Origin of the sequence: Streptomyces sp. NPDC006643 (genome assembly GCF_042870175.1) — a bacterium.
Taxonomy (GTDB): Bacteria; Actinomycetota; Actinomycetes; order Streptomycetales; family Streptomycetaceae; genus Streptomyces.
The window spans coordinates 277,988-299,695 of sequence record NZ_JBIAHA010000005.1 but is presented as its reverse complement, the minus strand read 5'-3'; the positions used below and the strand labels follow the sequence as shown (position 1 = coordinate 299,695).

Sequence of the window (21,708 nt, the reverse complement as noted above, 5' to 3'; positions counted from 1 at the left end):
CCGCTAGAGATGCGCGATTCTGCCGACGGCCATGCGGGGGGCGCGGCGCGGGGGCGTACGGCCCGTGAGGAGGATGAGCCGTACGGCGCGGTGGCGCTGCCCGGCGTACGGCTCCAGCAGTTCGAGCATCCCGGCGTCGTCGGTGTCGGGGCGGCCGGCGAGCGCGTAGCCGACGATGCCCGGGAGGTGCAGGTCGCCGACGGTGACGGCGTCCGGGGCGCCGTTGGACCGCTGAAGCACCTCGGCGGAGGTCCACGGGCCGATGCCGGGGATCAACTCCAGCCGGGCGGCGGCGAGTTCGGGCTCCATGGTGGCGGCCTCCTCCAGCCGGCGGGCGACACGGACCGCGCGCGCGATGGTGTCGGAGCGCTTGGAGTCGACGCCGGCCTTGTGCCACTCCCAGGACGGGATCATGGCCCAGGTGCGGGGGTCGGGCATGACGTACATACGGCTGTCGCGGCGGCGGCCGTCCCGGCGGTCCTCTCGGCGGTCGTCGGGCGGGTCGCCGTACGGGCCGGGGGCCGGCTCGCCGTACTTCCTCACGAGGTGGCGCCAGGAGCGGTACGCCTCGATGGTGGTGACCTTCTGCTCCAGCACCGACGGGATCAGCGACTCCAGGACGAGGCCGGTGCGGCACAGGCGCAGGCCGGGGCGGCGGCGCTGGGACGCGGCGAGGAGTCGGTGGCGCGGGACGAAGGCGGCGGGGTCGTCCGCCGCGCCGAGCAACTCGGGCAGCCGCTCCAGCAGCCAGTCGGCGCCGGGGCCCCACGCGTCGGCACGCACGCCGCCGCCGTCGGCCCGCACGCGCAGGGTGCCGGGCCCGGCGGGCGTGCGGGTCGCGCGGACGGCGGATCCGTCGGGGGCGGTACGGAAGGTGGGGTCGGCGGGGCCGCGGCGCAGGGGCCCGAGGACGAGGCCCAGATCGAGGGCATCGCCGCCGGGTGGGGTGTAGAGGCGGGTCTTGGCGGAGGATGTGGCGATGGGGCCGGTGCCGGTGCCGGTGCCGGCGGGAGTGCGGGGGCGGGGGGCGAAGCGGCCTGCCACGAGGGTCCTTGGGGTCGGGGTCTGTGACGAGGGTAGGCGGTGCGGGGCGGGAGCTTTTCCCCAACCCCGCCCCTTCCCGAAACCGGGGGCGCGGGCCCCCGGACCCCTGCCGGGGAGGCGGCCCGCACCGCCGTGTGGAAACCCACCTGCGCGCCGGTACGCGGTACGGCGGCCCGCGACGCGAACCGGATCGAGACCAGGGGCGCTGCCCCCGGACCCCCTGCCGGGGAGGCGGCCCGCACCGCCGTGTGGAAACCCACCTGCGCGCCGGTACGCGGTACGGCGGCCCGCGACGCGAACCGGATCGAAACCGGGGGCGCGGGCCCCCGGCCCCCTGCCGGAGGCGGACCGCACCGCCGCACTGAAACCCAGCTCCGCGCCGCTACGCACGCCCGCACGGGCCCAGCCGCCCGCGATGCGCCGGAGCAGTTCGCATCCCGCGAAGCGGGCCAGGTACGCGGTACGGCGGCCCGCGGCGCGCACCGGATCGAAACCGGGAGCGCGAGCCCCCGGCCCCCTGCCGGAGGCGGACCACACCGCCGTGCCGGCGTACGGGCCCGTACGGAATCACCCAGCCCGCAGCCGCGCACCAGGTCGGCGCGCCCCCGCCGGGGAGCTAGGCCCTGCGGCTGCCTGTCGGCGAGCGCCCAGGGCCTCGCGTTACTCGTCCGACGAGAAGCGGATCGAGGCCGGAGGGAGCGTCGTGTCGCACCAGATGCGGGCCCCCGCGCGGAGTTCGTTGTCCGCGCCCACCGTCGCGCCGTCGCCGATCACCGTCTCCGTCAGGGTCGTACGCGCGCCCACTCGGGCCCCCGCGCCGACCAGGGAGTCCGTGACGACCGCGCCGGGGCCGATCACCGCGTTCGCCAGGATCGCGCTGCCCGAGACGCGGGCGCCCTCCGCGATCACCGCGCCCGCGCCGATCACCGTGCCCGCCGTGAGTTTCGCGTCCGGGGCGACCGTGGCCGTCGGGAGGACGAGGCGGTCGCCGCAGCGGCCGGGGATCGCGGGGGACGGGGCCACGCCCAGCACCAGGTCCGCCGAGCCGCGGACGAATGCCTGGGGGGTGCCCAGGTCCAGCCAGTACGTGGAGTCGACCATGCCCTGGAGATGCGCCCCGGACTCCAACAGGCCCGGGAATGTCTCGCGTTCCACCGACACCGGGCGGCCCGTCGGGATGGAGTCGATGACCGAGCGGCGGAAGACGTACGCGCCCGCGTTGATCTGGTCGGTGACGATCTCCTCGGGTGTCTGCGGCTTCTCCAGGAACGCCGTGACCCGGCCGTCGTCGTCGGTCGGTACCAGCCCGAACGCCCTCGGGTCGTCGACCCGTGTCAGGTGCAGCGAGACGTCCGCCCCGGACGACGCGTGGGTGGCGACCAGGGCGCCGATGTCCAGGCCCGTCAGGATGTCGCCGTTGAAGATGAGCACCGGCTCGTCCGGGCCGGAGTCCAGCCGGGAGGCGACGTTGCGGATCGCGCCGCCGGTGCCGAGCGGCTCCTGCTCGGTGACGTACTCCAGCCGCAGGCCGAGCGACGAGCCGTCCCCGAAGTACGGCTCGAACACCTCGGCCAGGTACGACGTGGCGAGGACGATGTGCTCGACCCCGGCGGCCCGTGCCCGTCCCAGCTGATGTGCGAGGAACGGGACACCGGCCGCCGGGACCATGGGCTTCGGCGTGTGCACCGTGAGCGGCCGGAGCCGGGTGCCCTTGCCGCCGACCAGGAGGATCGCTTCAGTCACCTTGTTCGTCTCTGCTTCCTGCTGGAGCCGGCGGGTCCCCCGTGCGGGGGATGGCCAGTCAGTCTAGGAGCGTCCCTGGTACTTCGCGGCGGATACACGCACCGCGCCCAGCTTGCTGTACAGCTTGTTGCCCGGGCAGTCGGTCACGAAGCCGTCCCGGTGTCCCGAGATCGCGTTCAGGCTGACCTTCTTCCCCTTCTTGTACTTGTTGCTCCCGCCCGACGTCAGCGTCACCTTGCCCTTCGGGTTGATCCCGTGCAGCCCGAGCTTCCAGGCGGCGAGCTTGGCGACGGCCGTCGTGACGGCCGCGGGCGGATTGGTCTTCGAGTACGACCCGAGGACGGCGATGCCCGTGCTGTTCGTGTTGAAACCGAGCGTGTGGGCACCCATGACCGGCTTCGTCACGCCCCCGGCGCGCCCCTCGTAGATGTTTCCGCACTTGTCGATCGCGAAGTTGTAGCCGATGTCCCGCCAGCCGCTGCTCGTCACGTGGTAGCGGTAAATGCCGCGGATGACGGAGGGCGCCTGCTTGCAGGTGTAGTTGTTGCCCGTCGCGCTGTGGTGGACGAAGGCGGCCTTCACGGTCTTCGTGTAGCCGAGCTGCCTCTCGCGCAGCTTCTCGTTCGCGCCCCAGCCCTTGCGCGAGACGATCTTCGGGCGCGGCGCCTTGTACGTCTTCGCGGCGCTCGTGGTCGTCTTCTTGGACGTCGTCGTCTTGGACGTCGAGGTCTTGGACGTTGCGTCGGGGTTCGTCGCCGGCGCCTGGCCGCGCGCGGCGTCCGCCTCCGTCACCGGCAGTTGTTCCGGTGCCTCCCCCGGGTCGACCAGTTCCAGGCTCAGGCCGCTCGGCAGCGGCGCGCGGGCGGGACGGGTCTGCGGGTCGGCGTCCGGGTGGTCGTGTCCCTGGACCCGTACCTGGACACCGTCCGACGCCCCGACCCACAGCGGCGCCGTGGAACCCCGCACGGTGCCGGAGTCACGTTCCGACGTACCGAGGTCGGCGCCGTGTTCGGCGTTGTGCGTCTCCAGGTCCTGCCAGCCGGACCAGGTGCCCGTTTCGGAGGACCGGTTCCTGACCTGGACCGATCCGTTGAGTTCGGCGTCGGCGTCGTCCCAGACGACACCGACGAGCGAGAAGGGTTGGACGTCCCGCCGGGGCAGCCCCTGCTCGGTGGCGACACCTGAGGAGCGTTCGGATCCGAGCGGGACCAGTGGCAGCGACTCGGTGGAGCCCGGAACGGGGGAAGCCGCCCGGACGTCGCGGGGAGCCGCCGCTGCCCCGGAGGGCACGGAGAGCGGGAGGACGAGAGCCGCCGCGCAGGCGACGCCGATCGAGGAAGACAGGAGTGCACGCATATCCCGATCGTGCGGCTGGCCGGCCGCGCCCGCCTTCCGGGAGCGCCCGCGGAAACTGACGGGCCGTCGGACCAACCGGTGGACGGTGTCACCGGTACGGCGGTGCGCGTCCGGCCGCGCCACGTACCCTTGCCCGCGTGAACGCCAGCGACCGCACCCCTGCCGACCTGCTGCGATCCGCCCTCGCGACGGATCCGGTCCGCCCCTTGATCACCTTCTACGACGACGCCACCGGTGAACGCGTGGAATTGTCCGTCGCCACCTTCGCCAATTGGGTGTCCAAGACCGCCAATCTCCTCCAGGGCGACCTCGCCGCCGCGCCCGGCGACCGGCTCGCGCTGCTGCTGCCCGCGCACTGGCAGTCGGCGGTCTGGCTGATCGCCTGTTCATCGGTCGGGGTGAGCGTCGACATCGGCGGCGACCCGGCCCGCGCTGACCTCGTCGTCACCGGTCCCGACACGCTGGACGCCGCCCGCGCCTGCCGCGGCGAGCGGCTGGCGCTCGCGCTGCGCCCGCTCGGCGGCCGTTTCCCGCAGACGCCGGACGGGTTCGCCGACTACGCGGTGGAGGTGCCCGGTCAGGGCGACCGGTTCGCCCCGTTCGAACCGGTGGATCCGGACGCGCCCGCGCTCTCCGTCGGCGGTGCGGAGCTGACGGCGGCCCAGGTCGTCGAGCGGGCCCGCGCCGACGCCACGGCCCTCGGTCTGACGGCGCCCGGCGCTCGGTTGCTGTCCGGCAGGCCGTACGACTCCTGGGACGGGCTCTCGGCCGGGCTGTACGCGCCGCTCGCTGCGGGCTCGTCGGTGGTGCTGTGCCGCAATCTGGACCAGCTGTCGGCGGAAGGGCTGGCCAAGCGGGTCGAGAGCGAGCGGGTCACCGCGACGGCGTAGGCGGTCCGCGACGGGCGCGCGGCGGCGCGTCGGGGTGCGACACGGTGAGCTGATGGTCCGACGGGTTCCGGCGCGGAACGCCGCCTCCGGTAGATGATCGTCGGTAGATCTGGTTCAGTGCACAACCAAGCGCGCGGTTCAGCCGTCTACCCCTGAAACCGGCGGAGCCGTGCGCCGCCGACGCCGTGAAGGATGGACTCCGCCGTGACCGACAGTGCTGGCACGCCGCCCGAACCGGACCCCCGGGCAGAGGACGAGCCGCCGACCGCGTCGCCCGCGTCCGACGGCGACGACGGGAGCGAGAAGAGACAAGAGAGCGAAGGGGAGGGCGGGCGGAAGGACGGTTCCGGTGCCGGCTCGACGGGCGAGCCGGACGGCCAGACCTCCGAGGAATCGGCCGACGCCGTCACCGAAGCCGACCCCGTACCCGAAGCCGACGCCGTACCCGACGCCGAAGCCGCCACCGAAGCGGACGGCTCTCCTGAAGCCGACCCCACGACCGGACCCGACGCCAACAGTTCCCCCGGGGCCGGCGCCGTACCCAAGGCCGAGGCCGTCGCGGTCGCCGACGGGCCCGATCCCGACTCCCCGGACTCCCCCGGCACCCCGCGCAAACGCCACTGGCTCCGCTGGACCGCGCTCGGCACCTCCGTCGTCGTCCTCGCCGCCGCCGGTGTCGGCTGGTGGTTCTACCAGAAGCTCGACAGCAACATCACCACGGACACGACCGCCGCCGCCGAGCTGCGGACGTACGAGAAGGAACGTCCCAAGCCCATCGCCGTCGACGCGAAGAACATCCTGCTCATCGGCTCCGACACCCGCTCGGGCGCGGGCAACGGCAAGTACGGCCGGGACGACGGCGGTTCGCAGCGCTCCGACACCACGATCCTGCTGCACCTCGCCGCCGACCGGCGGAGCGCGACCGCCATCTCCATCCCGCGCGATCTGATGGTCGAGATTCCGAGCTGCCTCACCGAGGACGGCAAGCGCTCCAACAAGCAGTCCGCGCAGTTCAACTGGGCGTTCCAGTTCGGCGGCGCGGCGTGCTCGATCCGTACGGTCGAGACGCTCACCGGCATCCGCGTCGACCATCACATGGTGATCGACTTCAGCGGGTTCAAGGACATGGTGGACGCCGTCGACGGGGTCGAGGTCTGCCTCAAGAAGCCCGTGGACGACGTCGACGCGCATCTGAAGCTGCCGGCGGGCAAGCAGACCCTCACCGGTGAGGAGGCCCTCGGTTTCGTACGGGCCCGCAAGACCATCGGCGACGGCAGCGACACCGAACGCATGGAGCGCCAGCAGCAATTCCTCGGTTCGCTCGTCAGGAAGGTGCAGAGCAACGGTGTTCTGCTCAATCCCACACGGCTGTATCCGGTGCTGGACGCGGCGACCAAGTCCCTGACGACCGACCCCGGTCTGAACACCCTGAGGGACTTGTACGACCTGGCGCGCGGCCTGCGGAACGTACCGACGGAAAAGGTGCAGTTTCTGACCGTACCGCGACAGCCCTATGTGAATGACCCGAATCGTGACGAGCTTGTACAGCCGGACGCGGGGCGGCTGTTCGCGCAATTGCGTAAGGACGAGCCCGTCTCGGTCGTGTCGGCCGAGGAGAAGCAGGCCTCCGAGAACACACAGCGTGACGGCGGAAGTTCAAAAACGGATGGAAAGCCGGATGACACAGGACCGTCGGATCCCTCCGCGACTCCGACTTTCCCGGGCACAAATGCCGCCGCGGGGCTCTGTGAGTAAAAGCAATACCAAGGACCGGTCGGCAGTCTATGACGATTGGGCAGATTGCCCCCTTGTAAGAGGAGTCGAATTTGTCACTGGCGTCGCTGGACGCTGAACTGGGCGGATAGTGTGACGCAATCCGGTTCATCGGACCGCGAGGTCGCGCACTGCCGGACCGAAAGACCGAGCGCCTTTGGGGGAAGAGGCGCTTCGCGTGGCACCGACGGAGGACTCAAGCAACCGTGGATGCGCATAGCCGTGGACAGTCGGACGGGATCGACCCCGCCGACCAGTGGGTGCTCAACCCGCAGACCGGCAATTACGAATTGCGACTGAACCACTCCGAAGGGCAGTCGTCCGCCCCTTCCCGTGATACGGGAAACGGGCAGAGCGCCCCTCGCCGGTCCAGAAACGCACCTCCCACGGACGGGGCGCCGCAGGGCCGTTCCGGCTCCGGCCGAGACCGCAGAGCGCCGGGCGCCGCGGGAGCGGGTGCCGGCGCGGCTGCCGGTTCCGGTGCCGACGGCGCGGGCGACGACGCCGGGGCGCGTGTCCCCCGCGCCCGTAACTCCTCCGGTTCCACGGGCACTTCGGGTACGTCCCGGCGTGACGTACCCGCCCAGCGGGGCCGCCGCGCCGCGAACAACGCCGACGCCGCCGCCGGGCGCCGCAAGCGCAAGGCACCGCCCAAGTCCCGTAAGAAGAAGCTCCTCGGCTGGACGGGCGGCATCACGGCGTTCATTCTCATCGGCGGTGCGGGCGCGGCCTATTACGCGTACCAGGAGCTGAACGGCAACATCAAGACGATCGACGTCGAGGGCGCGGGCAGCGGCGGCTTCAAGAAGGACCAGGCCGTCAACATCCTGGTGATCGGCACGGACAAGCGCACCGGGGCCGGCAACGAGAGCTACGGCGACAAGGACAGCGTCGGCCACGCCGACACCACGATCCTCTTCCATGTCTCCAAGGACCGGACGAACGCGACCGCGCTCTCCATCCCCCGTGACCTGATCACCGACATCCCGGACTGCGAGACGAACACCGAGGAAGGCAAGAAGATCGTCCCCGGTGAGCAGGGCGTCCGGTTCAACACCAGCCTCGGCCAGTCCGAGCGCGACCCGGGCTGCACCATGCGTACGGTCAAGGAGCTGACCGGTCTGACGGTCGATCACTTCATGATGGCCGACTTCAACGCGGTGAAGACCCTGACGACCGCGGTCGGCGGTGTGGAGGTGTGCGTCGACAAGGATGTCGACGACCCCGACTCGCATCTGAAGCTGACCAAGGGCAAGCACGTCATCAAGGGCGAGCAGGCGCTCGCCTTCGTGCGTACGCGGCACAGCTTCGGCAACGAGAGCGATCTGGACCGGATCCAGACCCAGCAGCAGTTCCTGAGTTCGCTGATCCGGAAGATGAAGTCCAGCGAGACGCTGACCAATCCCTCGAAGCTGTGGGACCTGGCGTCGGCGGCGACCGACGCGCTCACGGTCGACACGGGTATCGGCAGCATCGAGAAGCTGCGTGACCTGGGGATGGAGCTGTCCAAGGTCAACCCCAAGAACATCAGCTTCACCACGTTGCCCGTGCTGGACAATCCGGCCGAGGTCGTGAAGGCGACGGTCGTGGTGAACGAGGCGCAGGCGAAGCCGCTGTTCGCGATGATGCAGAACGACACCTCCCTCACCGAGGTGAAGGAGAAGGAGGCGGCGGCCAAGAGCAAGCAGGCGGCGCTCCTCAAGGGAACCAAGGCCGACCCCGCCGATGTCAGGGTTGATGTGTTCAACGGCGGCGGGCCGCAGGGTTCCGCCCAGGAGACGCTGTCCTGGCTCCAGAACGAGGAAGGCGTGCCGAAGTCCACCAACAAGGGCAACGCGCCTGCGGAGTTGGACAAGACATCGCTGGAGTACGCGCCGAACCAGGCCGACCAGGCCCGCCGTCTCGCGGACATGATGGGCCTGCCGGCCGGGGCGATGAAGCCGGGCAAGGAGGACGCCGAGGGGCTGGAAGCGATGACGCTGACCCTCGGGGCGGACTTCAAGGGCGCGGGGGTGCCCATCACCGGTCCGGCGAAGGCGCCGGAGGGCGTACAGAAGGTGGAAGCGGACAAGCAAGTGTGCGCCAAGTGAGACCGGTTCCGGTGTGCCCGGAGCGCCGGCTCGCGCGGAGCGCTTGAAAGACAGGGGTAGGGGGCACTGGGGTGGGGCAGGACACGGACAGGCAGTGGACGCGACAACGCGTGCCGCACGCCGGTGAGTTGGGCTGGGACGACAGTCTGTACGAGGGCGAAGGCGCGGGTGGCGCAGGCGGCACGGACAGCGCCTCCGGCGTTTCTGACGCCACGTCAGGTCGTGGTGCCGGCAACACCTCCGGCGACGGTCCCGGCGACGGCTCGGGCGGTGGCGACGATTCGGCCGACGGCTCCCGGAGGGCCCGGAAGGGCCGCCCCCGGCGTAGCGGCACGCGCCCGCGCAGCCGGCGCGGCAAACGCCGAATACTTCTCTGGGTCTCCTCCGCCCTCGCCCTGCTGATACTCGGCACGGCCGGCGCCGGATACCTCTACTACCGCCATCTCGACGGCAAGCTCAAAAAGGAAGACCTGACGCTCGGCGACAAGCCGATGGCCGACCACAAGGCCAACTCCGCGGGCCAGACGCCGCTCAACATCCTGCTCATCGGCTCCGACGCCCGCGACTCCAAGGCGAATCAGGACCTCGGCGGCGCCAAGGAGACCTTCGGCGGCCTGCCTCTCGCCGACGTACAGATGCTGCTGCACGTCTCGGCCGACCGCAGCAACATGTCGGTCGTCAGCATGCCGCGCGACACGATGCTGAAGATGCCCAAGTGCACGGACCCGGACACCGGGAAGGTGTACCCGGCGAGCACCGGCGACGTACAGACCAACGAGAGCCTGGGTCGCGGGGGGCCGGGCTGCACGGTGGCCACCTGGTACGAGCTGACCGGCATCCCGATCGACCACTTCATGATGATCGACTTCGCGGGTGTGGTGTCGATGGCCGACGCCATCGGCGGCGTACCGGTCTGCGTCGAGGAGAACGTCCACTCGCGCAACGCCGAGGGCAAGGGCTCCGGGCTGAAGCTGAAGAAGGGCGAGAACGTCATCCAGGGCGAGCAGGCCCTCCAGTGGCTGCGTACGCGCTACGGCTTCGAGGACGGCAGCGACCTCGCCCGCACGCACGCCCAGCACATGTATATGAACTCCATGGTCCGGGAGTTGCGCAAGGGCGCCAAACTGACCGACCCCGGAAAGCTGATGAACCTCGCCGAGGCGGCCACCGACGCGCTGACCGTCGACAAGGGCATCGACGGCGTCAACAACCTCTACAGCCTGGCGGAAGAGCTGAAGAAGGTGCCCACGAACCGCATCACGATGGCGACGATGCCCAACGTGTACGGCACGGGCTCCCAGGCCGGGCGGGTGTTCCCGAAGGAGGGCGACGCCGAGCAGCTCTTCGGCATGGTCCGCGACGACGTGCCGCTCGACGGCAAGGCGTCCAAGCGCAAGCCCCCGGCCGAGACCAAGGAACCGGCGGCGGCTCCGGCCGACACCGGAGTGCTCGTACGCAACGGCACGGGCAGCGACACCCAGGCGCCGACACCGCAGCGGGCCACCGCGGTGGCGGGGCTGCTCGCCGGCAAGGGCTACACGAAGGCCGTGTCGGACGCGACGCTCGATCCGCACGAGCGGACCGAAGTCCTGTTCCCCGACGCCGAGTTGGAGGGCGACGCGCAGGCGGTCGCCAAGTCCCTCGGTATTCCGGCGAGTTCGGTGAAGAAGTCGACGGAGGTGTCGGGCGTGACGCTGGTCGTGGGCGCCGACTGGCGTACGGGTGACACGTACCCGAAGTCGGCGGCGAAGGACGACGACAAGACGCCGGACACCGCGCGGGCGCTCAACGGGGCCGACGAGAAGCAGTGCATGGAGATCCAGCCCGGCTTCACCTGGTAGCCGGGAGCCGGGCGGCCGGCCATGGTAGCCGGGCGGCCGGCGACCGTACGAGAAGGAGCCCCGGGCGACGCGCCCGGGGCTCCTTCTCGCAGGTGACTTCGTACGTAACGGCCTTGCTCAGGCGGTCTGTTGCTGGACCGCGGGGCGGCGGCTCGCTATGACCTTCTTGGCGAGCGAGCGCGGGCTGGTCAGAAAGCCGACCCCCCACGACATGTGCATCGTGGCGAGCGCGAGCGGGATCTGGAGCCGCGCCTTGAGGGGCAGGCCCTTGCCCGCGGGTATCGAGCCCGCGACGATCGCGGCGAGATAACCGCCGGGCACGATCAGCGCCCACGGCGTGACGGCCAGGCCGACGACGATCCCCGCCACGTTGGCGCAGACCGCGACCGGCGGCGCGAGATAGCGCGGATTGATCGATCCCGCGTGGAAGCGGGCGACGACATGGCGCCAACGGCCGTAGTCCTTGTACTGCTTGGCGAGCGCCCGGACGGACGGCCGGGGGCGGTACTGGACGCGCAGCTCGGGCGAGAACCAGATCTGGCCGCCGGCCTCCCGGATCCGGTAGTTCAGCTCCCAGTCCTGGGCGCGGATGAACTCCTCGTTGTAGCCGCCCTGTTGCTCCAGCGCGGCCCGCCGGAAGACACCGAGGTACACGGTCTCGGCGGGGCCCGCCTCGCCGCCCGTGTGGAAGGCCGCGTTGCCGACGCCGATCTTGGAGGTCATCGCGGCGGCGACGGCGTGCTCCCAGTCGTTCTCGCCCTCGGCGTGCATGATGCCGCCGACGTTCTGCGCGCCCGTCTCCTCCAGGAGCCGTACGGCGGTCGAGATGTAGTTCGGCGAGAGCATGCCGTGGCCGTCGACGCGGACGACGACGGGGTGCTTGGACGCCTTGATGGCCGCGTTGAGCGCCGCCGGCGTGCGGCCGGTCGGATTGGGCACGGTCTGCACGCGGGCGCGGGCGCTGTCGGCCGTCTCACGTACGAGTTCGGCCGCGATCTCGTCGGTACGGTCCGTGGACGGGCCGAGCGCGATGACCACCTCCATCTCGCCGTCGTACTCCTGCTCCAGGATGTGCTGGACGGAGTTCCTCAGATGCCGTTCCTCGTTGAGCACCGGCATGATCACGGAGACGGCGGGGAGCTGGGCAGGCATGTGGTCCTTCGGGCGTCAGGGAGACGGGTTGCTCGAACGCCACGTTACCGCGAATGGGGGACTGCGACGCGCGTCGGGCGGGCTCAGCCCAAGGCTGCTGATCGTATGGGCCTACGTTGCGTCCCCTGGCCCGCCCTTGGCCCCGTCTCCCGGTGGTCCAGTCGTTTTCCCGTCACCCGCGGAGGTGTCCCCCGTGCCCCCACCACCCCGCTCCCCGCGGCCCCGGCCCCGGCCCGCCGGCCGGCCCAGACCGACGCGGACCGGCGTCCGGAAGGACGGAGGCGGGCGAGGCTCCCGGCCGGCCGGGAACGTTCGCGGCCGGGGGCGGAACGGACGGCCCCGCTGGGGGATGCGGGTGGCCACGACCCTCTCTGTACTGGTGCTCGGCGCCGGCGGCATCGGCCACGCGATCGTGACGAGTCTCGACACGGGAATCAGCCGGGTCGACCCGTTCAAGGACATGAAGAACCGCCCCGACGGGGGCCATGGCATGAACATCCTCCTCGTCGGCACCGACGGCCGCGACAAGATCACCAAGGAGGAGCGGCAGAAGTACCGGCTCGGCGGCGCCCCCTGCCGCTGCACCGACACGATCATGCTCGTGCATGTCTCGGAGGACCGGGAGCGCGCGAGCGTCGTGAGCCTGCCGCGCGACAGTTACGCGGAACTGCCCGCGCACACCGACGCGACCAGCGGCGACAGGCACGGGCCGCACCCGGTGAAGCTCAACGCGGCGTACTCGGAGGGCGGCCCGCATCTGACGGTCAGGACCGTCGAGAGCATGACGGGTGTGAAGATCAACCACTATCTGGAGGTCGACTTCACCAGCTTCATGAAGACGGTCGACTCGCTCGGCGGGGTGGAGATCTGCACCGCCAAGCCGCTGAAGGACTCCCACACCGGACTCGACCTCGACGCCGGGACCCACAAGCTGGACGGCGGCCAGGCGCTCCAGTACGTGCGGTCCCGCTATCTCGACGGGTCGTCCGACCTCGGCAGGATGCAGCGCCAGCAGCGCTTCATGGCGGCGCTGATCAAGCAGGCGACCAGCAGCGGTGTGCTGCTGAATCCGGTGAAGTTCCGCGGTGTGACCTCGACCATGCTCGACTCCGTCCGGGCGGACAAGGGCTTCGGTACGGAGGAGATGCTGGCGCTCGGCAAGGCGATGCGCGACTTCACCCCGGCGTCGTCGGAGTTCACGTCGGTGCCGGTCACCGAGCGCGGTTTCCCGGTCAAGGGCATCGGCTCGACGCTGAAGTGGGACCCGGTGAAGTCGGAGAAGCTCTTCCGGGCGCTGCGCGAGGACAAGCCCCTGACGCCGTCGGGGCCCGGCGGGCGACGCGGCCCGCAGGGGCCGAAGCAGCCGCCGGCCTCGGCGGTCGAGGTCTCTCCGCAGCAGATCCGGGTGCAGGTCTACAACGCGACGCGGCAGGACGGACTGGGCCAGCGCGTCGACGGCGCCCTGCGCGGGACCGGCTTCAACACGACGCGGGCGCCGCTGAACCACACGGGTCCGGAGATGTCGCGTACGCAGGTGCTGTTCGACCCGCGCTGGGACCGCTCGGCGAGGTCCCTGGCCACGGCGCTGCCGGGCTGTGAGCTGCGGCCGGTGCCCCGGCAGGGCGCGACGCTGAAGGTGATGGCGGGGACGGACTACAAGTCGGTGCGGCCGGTGCGGGCGGAGGATGTGCACCAGGGCGAGTTCGGGGCGGTGACGGGCGACCAGGTGGTGTGTCCGTGACGACGGGTGACGCGGCGGTGACGGCAGGCGGTACGCCCGTGTCGGCGGCCGTCGTGGGCGTGCCCGGCTCGGTCAGTCGTCGATGCCGTCGGCGGCGCGCTTCTCGCGCAGTTCCTTGATCGCGCGCCGCCGGGCGAGCCGGTGCGTGCGCCGGATCTGCGCCTCCTGGTAGCGCCGCTTGTCACGCTCGGTCTCCGGGACCACCGGCGGTACGGGACGGGGCCTGCCGTCCGCGTCGACGGCGGCGAAGACGAGATAGGCGCTGCCGACCTGCTGGGCGGGGGTCGACTCGTTCCAGCGCTCGGCCAGTACGCGTACGCCGACCTCCATGGAGGACCGGCCCGTCCAGTTGACCTGGGCCTTCACATGTACCAGGTCCCCGACCCGCACCGGCTCCAGGAAGACCATCTCGTCCATGGACGCGGTGACCGCGGGCCCTCCCGAGTGCCGGCCCGCGACGGCGCCGGCGGCGTCGTCGACGAGCTTCATGATCACACCGCCGTGCACCGTGCCGAGGAGGTTGGTGTCACTGCCGCTCATGATGTGGCTGAGCGTGGTGCGGGACGCTGAGGTGGGCTTACCCGGAATATCTGTCTCGGGGCGGACGGCCTGGTCTGTCATGCCCTCCACCCTATGCGGGGGTCCGTCACAGGTCGTCACGGGCCGCATTGCATCAGCTTGGCAACAGGGTTGCTGTGATTTTCCTCCACCCCTGTATACGCGGCTTCCGGGCGCGCCACACTGTCACCATGAACGATTGGCCTGACGGATGGACCGGCGACCGCGCTGACCGTGGCGGCGAACGTTACGGACGCGGCAGCGGAAGCGCGCAGCCCGAAGGTGCGCGCGCGATGCCGCACGTGCAGCGGCGCGCCGTCCCACGGCAGCAGTCGCAGGGATACGACGCGGGGTACGACGCGCCCGCGCCCAGCAGCGACTACAACACCGGCCAGGTCTACGGCTCCCCGGCCGGCCGGGGCCAGGGCGGACCGCCGAGCGTGCCGCCGCAGGGCTCGTACAACAACGGCGGGGGATATCCCCCGGCCCACGCACCGGACTGGCGGCGCCGTATCAAGATCACCGCGATCTCCCTGGTAGTCGTCGTACTCGCCGTCTCCATAGGCACGTACTTCTGGGCGGACTCCAAGCTCAAGCGCGAGGTCGACCTCTCGAAGGTCATCGAGCGCCCGGAGGCGGGCGACGGCACGAACTATCTGATCGTCGGCTCCGACAGCCGTGAGGGCATGTCCGACGAGGAGAAGAAGGACCTCCACACGGGCAGCGCCGAGGGCAAGCGCACCGACTCGATGATGATCCTGCACGACGGCTCGAACGGCCCGACGCTGGTCTCGCTGCCGCGTGACTCGAACGTGGTGATCCCGTCCTTCCGCGGCTCGGAGTCCGGGAAGATGTTCCCGAACCAGGGCCGCGAGGTGAAGCTCAACGCGGCGTACGCGGAGGACGGGCCCGAACTGCTCGTGCGTACCGTCGAGTTCAACACCGGTCTGCACATCGACCACTACGTCGAGATCGGCTTCGCGGGCTTCGCCAACATCGTGGACGCGATCGGCGGTGTCGAGCTGGACATCCCGAAGGCGTTCAAGGACAAGAAGTCGGGCGCCGACTTCAAGTCGGGCAAGCAGACGCTGGACGGTGAGCAGTCCCTGGCGTACGTCCGCACCCGGTACGCGTTCGCGGGCAGCGACCTGGACCGTACGAAGAACCAGCAGAAGTTCCTGGCGGCCCTGGCCTCCCAGACGGCGACGCCCGGCACGATCCTCAACCCGTTCAAGCTCTACCCGACGATGAGCGCGGGCCTGGACACGCTGATCGTCGACAAGGACATGTCCCTCTGGTCGCTGAGCCAGATGTTCTTCGCGATGAAGGGCGTCACGGGCGGCGACGGCACGTCGATGAACATCCCGATCTCCGGCAGCACGGGCGGGAACCTGGTCTGGGACAAGACCAAGGTGAAGAAGCTGGTGGAGCAGCTGAACAACGACGAGAAGGTCACGGTCACCTCCAACTGACACCGGGCGGACGGGTGGTCACCCTCGGACCTCGCCGCCGGTGATACGGCACGAATCTGATCATGCGCCGAAGGTAACAGCGCCCACCGACAACGCCCCTGGTTATCCACAGGCCGCCCCCGCCCGCCCGCCTCCTGGGTGGCGGGGGCCTGTGGAAGCCGGGCTACGGGAGGTTGCGGGCCATGACGATCCGCTGCACCTGGTTCGTGCCCTCGTAGATCTGGGGGCTTTACGGGTCATACGGCGCTGACCTGCACGGACACCCCTCTTGGCGGAACCCTCCCCAGCATTTCCCCATGATCGTCAGAAGTCTGCACAGGTCGGCGCCCTACTGGCGGCAGCTTCCCCGACCGGTCGGAAGAGCCGCAGGCTCCGGGGAGGTTACGCGGTTTCCCGTTGCGTCAACCGTGATCGCTTGACCCGTGCGCCCTGGCCTCGGGAGCATCAACCCAGATGCGGGGTACTGGCAGCACGGGAGACGGGAGCCCAGACCATGAAGGTCACCAAGCTGGTCAGCACGTGCGACATCAAGGACTGCCCGACGATCTACGCGACGGATCGCGGCACGCTCTTGGTTCAGGGGGAGACTCCGACCGACCACGGGCTTCAGATTCCCGCTCACGAAACCCTGGTCGAGATCCCGATGGAACTGATCCAGAAGGCGATCCGTGACAACCTCATCTAGGACCCTTGGCGACCTCTTCGACACGTTCCAGCGTGAGGCGTTCAGGCTCGAAACCCTCGACGACTACAGCAAGTCGGGAAACGTCGATGCCTATCGCGCGTTCCTGGCCGGGGAGCCGCAGCCGGACGACTACAACGCGGGCTGGGTTGAAGAACTCCGCTCACACACCGGAAAAGGGAAACGGGTCTACCGGGTTCACATTCTGCGCCGCCCGCTCACGGACTATCTCAGGTTCGAGCTCGGATGGGGGTACCGGAAGAACATGTCCGGGGGTGAAGAGTTCTTCATTCTGGACGTCACCGGCAGGCCGAACCCCCTACAGGGCGTACCTGACTTCTGGCTCTTCGACTCCGAGTCCGTGGCCGTGATGAACTACGACGGTGCCGGAAAGTACCTGGGCTTGGAAATTCTGTCATCGGAACGAACGGCGGAATTCAACGGGCACCGTGACGCGGCACTCACCCACGCGGAACCGTTCACGGAATGGTGGGCCAAGTACGGAGCGTGAACAGAGCACAGCTTGGGGCCGCGCTGCGGGCCCTGCGAGTAGCTTCCGGCAAGGAGGCCAAAGCGGTGGCCCGCAGCGCCCTCATGTCTCCGTCCAAGCTGTCCAAGATTGAAAACGCGAAGCTCGCGGCCGGCGCGACGGACGTAGAGCGCATCCTGACCGCCATCGGTGTCTCGGATGAGGTCAAGGCGGAGTACACCGAGGCTGCTCGGGCATCGGCAACGGAGGCAACGGCATGGCGCCTGTTGAAGCGCATCGGAGTCCACAAAGGCCAGCAAGCCGCCAAGGCCCTTGAAGCCCAGATGTCCACGCTCCGGCTGTTCCAACCAGCCCTGGTGCCGGGCTTGCTCCAGACGCCGGAGTACATCCGTGCCGTTCTCCAACGGCACAATCTGAGCGAGGACTCTCTCTCCCGGACAATCAATGGCAGGCTTGAACGTCAAGCGGTCCTCTACGACAACGCCAAGTCGCTGCGGTTCATAATCACGGAGCCTGTCCTGCGCTGGCGCATTGTCCCGCCACAGATGATGGTGGCACAGCTCGATCGAATCGTTTCCATTTCCCGTCTGTCTCATGTGGACATCCGCGTAGTCCCGTTGCGGATACAGCAACGCGACATTGCGAATCACGCGTTCGTCATTCGCGACGATCGAATGGTCACGGTTGAGACCGTCCACGCTGAGGTAGTCGTAACGGACCCAAGGGACGTTGGTCTCTACGTCGAGAAGTTCGAGGGATTCGAACGAGTGGCATTGTCGGGTGACCACATGCGGGGCCTGGTCGAAAGTATCCGCGACGACTTTTTGCGGGTACAGGAAACAGGCTAGAGCCGCATCCGTGGCCCGCCGAAGATGGTGCCATGGAGAGCGAAGAGAGAACTACCGACCCGGAAACCCACACGACAGCACGGACGTGTCTGTCGGAGCCACCTCGCGAGCCGTCGCCCAACCCCGGTAGCGCTGACTGCCTGTCCCTATCGGCGGCGGTCAGCCATGGCCGCGATCAGTTGAGCAGGAAGGTGCAGTGATGCTGAACGGAACCGACCTGTACGCGCTCGACATCGACGGGGCCTCGTTCGTGAAGGCGTGCGGCGGCCCCTGCACCGAGGGGTGCGTGACCCTGGCCCGCATCGGCGACGACGCATGGGCTCTGGGTGACAGCAAGCGGCCGGGCGCCGAGCCGCTGAGGTTCACCACGGAGGAGCTGGACGCGGCCGGGATTGACCCGGCGCGGTTCGGTCTGTCCGTCTGAACCACCCCTCTCCAGTCGGTCCCGGCCCATCCCTCCATCGGGTCGGGACCGGCTGGCCCTTCGCCCCTCAAGAGAAGTGAACGGGAACGACTGGTGCACCATCACGGCTATCTGTGGACCGGCCCGAAACAGCGTTTCGACCAGGAAGCGGTACGGCGGCCCCCACATCCCGAGCCGCCCCCGGCCGGAAGCAAACCGGAACTCATCCAGCGCTACCGGGAAGTGGCAGCGGAGTTCCCAACCGTTGATCTGCCTCCGCTGGAAACTGCGTATTGGCTGGTCAAGCCGCGTTCGTTAGTTCGTGCCACGTGGGATGAGGCAAAGGAAGGGGCGGCCTGGCTCGGGGAGCAGTTGGCGGAGTACACGCCCCGGTTCGCCTCGGAGATGGACAGTGACACCACCCGTCTGACCGCCCTGATCAACTCCGCTGCTGAGCAGTTGGGTTCGGGGGCTGATGTGTCGCTCGGGTTCTACCTCGAACGGCCCTCGTACCTGTCTCTGGCGATGGTGACGTGTTCCCCGAATCGCTCGAAGCCTGAACTGGCGTGCCCTGCCCGCTAGTCGAAGCAACAAAGAAGCCCCGGCCCGGGGCCGTCCTTTGCTCGGTCTCGGCGGTCGCTTCCTGCTGTTCCCACAGGTGGTTGACCATGCGCGCCGCCAGACGTGATCCCGGACGTGGTGTGTGCCCCCGGCAACACGCCGGGGGCTGTGTCTGTGCAGGTCAGTGGCGGCTGCCAGGCCGACATCCGCCCAGGATTCCCCCGGCGTGACCCAGGAACGGCCCTGATCAGGCCGCAACGGACGGAAACCCCAGGATACCCGTGCGGACCCTCGAAATCGCCTCTGACCTGCAAAAACCCTGCTAGGGAAGGTTGCGGGCCATGACGATCCGCTGCACCTGGTTCGTGCCCTCGTAGATCTGGGTGATCTTGGCGTCGCGCATCATCCGTTCCACCGGGTAGTCGCGCGTGTAGCCGTAGCCGCCGAGGAGTTGGACCGCGTCCGTCGTGATCTCCATCGCCACGTCGGAGGCGAAGCACTTGGCCGCCGCGCCGAAGAAGGTCAGGTGCTCCTTGTCGCCGCCGTCGGTGATGCGCTGGGAGCGGGCCGCCGCGGAGTAGGTGAGCTGACGGGCCGCCTCCAGCTTCATCGCCATGTCCGCGAGCATGAACTGGACGCCCTGGAAGTCGGCGATCGGCTTGCCGAACTGCTTGCGCTCCTTGACGTAGCCCGCCGCGTAGTCGAGCGCGCCCTGGGCGATGCCGAGAGCCTGGGCCGCGATGGTGATGCGGGTGTGGTCCAGGGTCTTCATGGCCGTCGCGAAGCCCGTGCCCTCGGCGCCGATCAGGCGGTCGGCCGGGATGCGGACGTTGTCGAGGTAGACCTCGCGGGTCGGGGAGCCCTTGATGCCGAGCTTCTTCTCCGGGGCGCCGAAGGAGACGCCCTCGTCGCCCTTCTCGACGACGAACGCCGAGATGCCCTTCGTACGGAGGTCGGGGTCGGTGACGGCCATCACCGTGTAGTACTCGGAGACGCCGGCGTTGGTGATCCAGCGCTTCACGCCGTTGAGCACGTAGCTGTCGCCGTCCCGTACGGCCTTGGTCTTCATGCCGCCGGCGTCCGAGCCCGCGTCCGGCTCGGAGAGGCAGTACGAGAACATCCCGTCGCCCTTGGCCAGCGGGCCGAGGTACTTCTTCTTGAGGTCCGCGCCGCCGGAGAGGATCACGGGCAGCGAGCCGAGCTTGTTCACGGCCGGGATCAGGGAGGACGAGGCGCAGACGCGGGCGACCTCCTCGATGACGATCACCGTGGCGAGGGCGTCGGCCCCGGCGCCGCCGTACTCCTCGGGGACATGGACCGCGTGCAGATCGGCGGCGACCAGCGCGTCGAGCGCCTCCTGCGGGAAGCGGGCCTCCTCGTCCACCTCGGCGGCGAACGGCGCGATCTTCGCCTCGGAGAGAGCGCGTACGGCGTCCCGGAGCATGTCGTGCTCCTCGGACGGGCGGTACAGGTCGAAATCAGCCGATCCGGCCACGGTCTTTCACTCCCCTGAATGCTAACTACCGTTAAGTAACCCTAATTTTAGAGGGCTGGAGCGCCGACGGCCTACGTGAGTTTGCCGACAGCTCCCGGGCCTTGCGGCACAGGCTCCCGAAAGGGCGTCCGGGGCGCGCGGCTATGCTCGGGCGCACTCTCGGCGCACTCGCGCGGAGAGTGCGCACCGCATCCCGACCGCGTCCCCCAGGAGCACCCATGGCCCTCAAGATCACCGTGATCGGCACCGGCTACCTCGGCGCCACCCACGCCGCGGCCATGGCTGAACTGGGCTTCGAGGTGCTGGGCCTCGACGTCGTCCCCGAGAAGATCGAGATGCTGACGGCGGGCAGGGCGCCGATGTACGAGCCCGGCCTCGAAGACCTGCTGCGCAAGCACGTCGCCGGCTTCGAGGGCTCGACCGGCCGGCTGCGCTTCACCTCCTCCTGGGAGGAGATCGGCGAGTTCGGCGACGTCCACTTCGTCTGCGTGAACACCCCGCAGAAGCACGGCGAGTACGCGTGCGACATGAGCTATGTGGACAGCGCCTTCGAGTCGCTGGCCCCGCAGCTGGGCCGGGCGGCGCTGGTGGTCGGCAAGTCGACCGTGCCCGTCGGCAGCGCGGAGCGCCTCGCGCGGCGGCTGACCGAGCTGGCGCCCGCGGGCGGGGACGTCGAGCTGGCCTGGAATCCGGAATTCCTGCGGGAGGGCTTCGCCGTACAGGACACGCTCCACCCGGACCGGATCGTCGTCGGTACGGAGAGCGAGCGTTCGGAGAAGCTGCTGCGCGAGGTGTACGCGACTCCTCTTGGGGAGGGGACACCGTTCGTCGTGACGGACTTCCCGACCGCCGAGCTGGTGAAGACGGCCGCGAACTCGTTCCTCGCCACCAAGATCTCCTTCATCAACGCGATGGCCGAGGTCTGCGAGGCGGCCGGCGGTGACGTCGTGAAGCTGGCGGAGGCCATCGGCTACGACGAGCGCATCGGGAAGAAGTTCCTGCGCGCCGGGATCGGCTTCGGCGGCGGCTGTCTGCCCAAGGACATCCGGGCGTTCATGGCGCGGGCGGGCGAGCTGGGCGCGGACCAGGCGCTGACCTTCCTGCGCGAGGTCGACTCGATCAACATGCGGCGGCGCGGGCACATGGTGGAGCTGGCGCGCGAGGCCGTCGGCGGCGACTCATCGTTCCTCGGCAAGCGGGTCGCGGTCCTGGGCGCGACGTTCAAGCCGGACTCGGACGACGTACGGGACTCCCCCGCGCTGAACGTCGCGGGCCAGATCCATCTCCAGGGCGGTCAGGTGACCGTGTACGACCCGAAGGGCATGGACAACGCGCGGCGGCTCTTCCCGACGCTCGGCTACGCGGAGTCCGCCCTGGAGGCGGTGCGCGGCGCCGACGTCGTCCTGCACCTCACCGAATGGCGCGAGTTCCGTGAGCTGGACCCGGCGGAGCTGGGCGCGGCCGTGACGCGGCGGCTGATCCTCGACGGGCGCAACGCGCTGGACCCGGCGGTGTGGCGCGGGGCGGGCTGGACGTACCGGGCGATGGGGCGGCCCAGGGCCTGACCCC

Annotated in this window: 18 protein-coding genes; 12 read left to right on the top strand and 6 right to left on the bottom strand. The window is 69.5% G+C overall.

Annotation, left to right across the window (positions count from 1 at the left end):
* Nucleotides 1-3: 3 nt before the first annotated feature.
* The 3 genes from ACFYNU_RS09675 to ACFYNU_RS09665 all read right to left on the bottom strand — a co-directional run bounded on the left by ACFYNU_RS09675 (nt 4) and on the right by ACFYNU_RS09665 (nt 4,143).
* On the bottom strand, nt 4-1,044 hold the full coding sequence (locus tag ACFYNU_RS09675) for a DNA-3-methyladenine glycosylase family protein (protein WP_388765694.1): 1,041 nt from the start codon (nt 1,042-1,044) through the stop codon (nt 4-6).
* A gap of 660 nt (nt 1,045-1,704) precedes the next feature.
* On the bottom strand, nt 1,705-2,787 hold the full coding sequence (locus tag ACFYNU_RS09670; RefSeq protein ID WP_356584547.1) for an NDP-sugar synthase: 1,083 nt from the start codon (nt 2,785-2,787) through the stop codon (nt 1,705-1,707).
* A 63-nt stretch (nt 2,788-2,850) separates the two neighbouring features.
* On the bottom strand, nt 2,851-4,143 hold the full coding sequence (locus tag ACFYNU_RS09665; protein WP_356584546.1) for an N-acetylmuramoyl-L-alanine amidase: 1,293 nt from the start codon (nt 4,141-4,143) through the stop codon (nt 2,851-2,853).
* Between the two features lie 137 nt (nt 4,144-4,280).
* On the opposite strand from ACFYNU_RS09665, the gene ACFYNU_RS09660 reads away from it, so the two are divergent.
* The 4 genes from ACFYNU_RS09660 (at nt 4,281) to ACFYNU_RS09645 (ending at nt 10,737) form a co-directional block, all read left to right on the top strand.
* Complete coding sequence (locus tag ACFYNU_RS09660) at nt 4,281-5,033, top strand: TIGR03089 family protein (RefSeq protein ID WP_356584545.1); 753 nt, start codon at nt 4,281-4,283, stop codon at nt 5,031-5,033.
* Nucleotides 5,034-5,225: 192 nt separating this feature from the next.
* Entirely contained in the window at nt 5,226-6,788 is a 1,563-nt protein-coding gene (locus ACFYNU_RS09655) for an LCP family protein (protein ID WP_356584544.1), read from the top strand.
* A 224-nt stretch (nt 6,789-7,012) separates the two neighbouring features.
* The gene (locus ACFYNU_RS09650) at nt 7,013-8,896 is read left to right on the top strand and encodes an LCP family protein (protein ID WP_356584543.1); all 1,884 of its coding nucleotides are present in this window, start codon (nt 7,013-7,015) and stop codon (nt 8,894-8,896) included.
* Nucleotides 8,897-8,967: 71 nt separating this feature from the next.
* A complete protein-coding gene (locus ACFYNU_RS09645; RefSeq protein WP_356584542.1) occupies nt 8,968-10,737 on the top strand; it encodes an LCP family protein in 1,770 nt (589 codons plus the stop codon).
* Between the two features lie 117 nt (nt 10,738-10,854).
* On the opposite strand, the gene ACFYNU_RS09640 is transcribed toward ACFYNU_RS09645, so the two are convergent.
* Nucleotides 10,855-11,889 carry a glycosyltransferase family 2 protein gene (locus ACFYNU_RS09640; RefSeq protein WP_356584541.1) on the bottom strand — a complete coding sequence of 345 codons (1,035 nt, stop codon included), beginning with the start codon at nt 11,887-11,889 and terminating at the stop codon, nt 10,855-10,857.
* A gap of 349 nt (nt 11,890-12,238) precedes the next feature.
* Between ACFYNU_RS09640 and ACFYNU_RS09635 the strand changes: the two genes are divergently transcribed.
* The gene (locus ACFYNU_RS09635) at nt 12,239-13,630 is read left to right on the top strand and encodes an LCP family protein (RefSeq protein WP_356584540.1); all 1,392 of its coding nucleotides are present in this window, start codon (nt 12,239-12,241) and stop codon (nt 13,628-13,630) included.
* Nucleotides 13,631-13,702: 72 nt separating this feature from the next.
* On the opposite strand, the gene ACFYNU_RS09630 is transcribed toward ACFYNU_RS09635, so the two are convergent.
* Complete coding sequence (locus ACFYNU_RS09630; RefSeq protein ID WP_356584539.1) at nt 13,703-14,251, bottom strand: acyl-CoA thioesterase; 549 nt, start codon at nt 14,249-14,251, stop codon at nt 13,703-13,705.
* 128 nt (nt 14,252-14,379) lie between these two features.
* On the opposite strand from ACFYNU_RS09630, the gene ACFYNU_RS09625 reads away from it, so the two are divergent.
* The 6 genes from ACFYNU_RS09625 to ACFYNU_RS09600 all read left to right on the top strand — a co-directional run bounded on the left by ACFYNU_RS09625 (nt 14,380) and on the right by ACFYNU_RS09600 (nt 18,665).
* Nucleotides 14,380-15,660, top strand: coding sequence for an LCP family protein (locus ACFYNU_RS09625; protein ID WP_356584538.1), 1,281 nt, complete (start codon nt 14,380-14,382; stop codon nt 15,658-15,660).
* Nucleotides 15,661-16,153: 493 nt separating this feature from the next.
* Nucleotides 16,154-16,345, top strand: coding sequence for a hypothetical protein (locus ACFYNU_RS09620; RefSeq protein WP_030298065.1), 192 nt, complete (start codon nt 16,154-16,156; stop codon nt 16,343-16,345).
* Entirely contained in the window at nt 16,329-16,853 is a 525-nt protein-coding gene (locus ACFYNU_RS09615) for a DUF6879 family protein (RefSeq protein WP_356584537.1), read from the top strand. Before ACFYNU_RS09620 ends, ACFYNU_RS09615 begins: the two co-directional genes overlap by 17 nt.
* Nucleotides 16,850-17,680 carry a helix-turn-helix transcriptional regulator gene (locus ACFYNU_RS09610; protein ID WP_356584536.1) on the top strand — a complete coding sequence of 277 codons (831 nt, stop codon included), beginning with the start codon at nt 16,850-16,852 and terminating at the stop codon, nt 17,678-17,680. The genes ACFYNU_RS09615 and ACFYNU_RS09610 overlap by 4 nt, the downstream gene beginning before the upstream one ends.
* A gap of 199 nt (nt 17,681-17,879) precedes the next feature.
* Complete coding sequence (locus tag ACFYNU_RS09605; RefSeq protein ID WP_356584535.1) at nt 17,880-18,104, top strand: DUF397 domain-containing protein; 225 nt, start codon at nt 17,880-17,882, stop codon at nt 18,102-18,104.
* 93 nt (nt 18,105-18,197) lie between these two features.
* On the top strand, nt 18,198-18,665 hold the full coding sequence (locus ACFYNU_RS09600) for a hypothetical protein (RefSeq protein WP_356584534.1): 468 nt from the start codon (nt 18,198-18,200) through the stop codon (nt 18,663-18,665).
* Between the two features lie 301 nt (nt 18,666-18,966).
* Here ACFYNU_RS09600 and ACFYNU_RS09595 read toward each other — a convergent pair whose 3' ends face one another.
* Nucleotides 18,967-20,139, bottom strand: a complete 1,173-nt coding sequence (locus ACFYNU_RS09595) for an acyl-CoA dehydrogenase family protein (RefSeq protein ID WP_356584533.1) — start codon at nt 20,137-20,139, stop codon at nt 18,967-18,969.
* A gap of 218 nt (nt 20,140-20,357) precedes the next feature.
* Here ACFYNU_RS09595 and ACFYNU_RS09590 point away from each other — a divergent pair, with 218 nt between their 5' ends.
* Nucleotides 20,358-21,704, top strand: a complete 1,347-nt coding sequence (locus ACFYNU_RS09590; protein WP_356584532.1) for a UDP-glucose/GDP-mannose dehydrogenase family protein — start codon at nt 20,358-20,360, stop codon at nt 21,702-21,704.
* Nucleotides 21,705-21,708: the final 4 nt, after the last annotated feature.

Excerpts from the sequence above, each read along its gene's own strand:
- ACFYNU_RS09665 (WP_356584546.1), bottom strand. The coding sequence starts at position 4,143 with ATGCGTGCACTCCTGTCTTCCTCGATCGGCGTCGCCTGCGCGGCGGCT.
- ACFYNU_RS09655 (WP_356584544.1), top strand. The coding sequence starts at position 5,226 with ATGGACTCCGCCGTGACCGACAGTGCTGGCACGCCGCCCGAACCGGAC.
- ACFYNU_RS09640 (WP_356584541.1), bottom strand. The coding sequence starts at position 11,889 with ATGCCTGCCCAGCTCCCCGCCGTCTCCGTGATCATGCCGGTGCTCAAC.
- ACFYNU_RS09635 (WP_356584540.1), top strand. The coding sequence starts at position 12,239 with ATGCGGGTGGCCACGACCCTCTCTGTACTGGTGCTCGGCGCCGGCGGC.
- ACFYNU_RS09630 (WP_356584539.1), bottom strand. The coding sequence starts at position 14,251 with ATGACAGACCAGGCCGTCCGCCCCGAGACAGATATTCCGGGTAAGCCC.
- ACFYNU_RS09625 (WP_356584538.1), top strand. The coding sequence starts at position 14,380 with ATGAACGATTGGCCTGACGGATGGACCGGCGACCGCGCTGACCGTGGC.
- ACFYNU_RS09620 (WP_030298065.1), top strand. The coding sequence starts at position 16,154 with ATGAAGGTCACCAAGCTGGTCAGCACGTGCGACATCAAGGACTGCCCG.
- ACFYNU_RS09605 (WP_356584535.1), top strand. The coding sequence starts at position 17,880 with ATGCTGAACGGAACCGACCTGTACGCGCTCGACATCGACGGGGCCTCG.
- ACFYNU_RS09590 (WP_356584532.1), top strand. The coding sequence starts at position 20,358 with ATGGCCCTCAAGATCACCGTGATCGGCACCGGCTACCTCGGCGCCACC.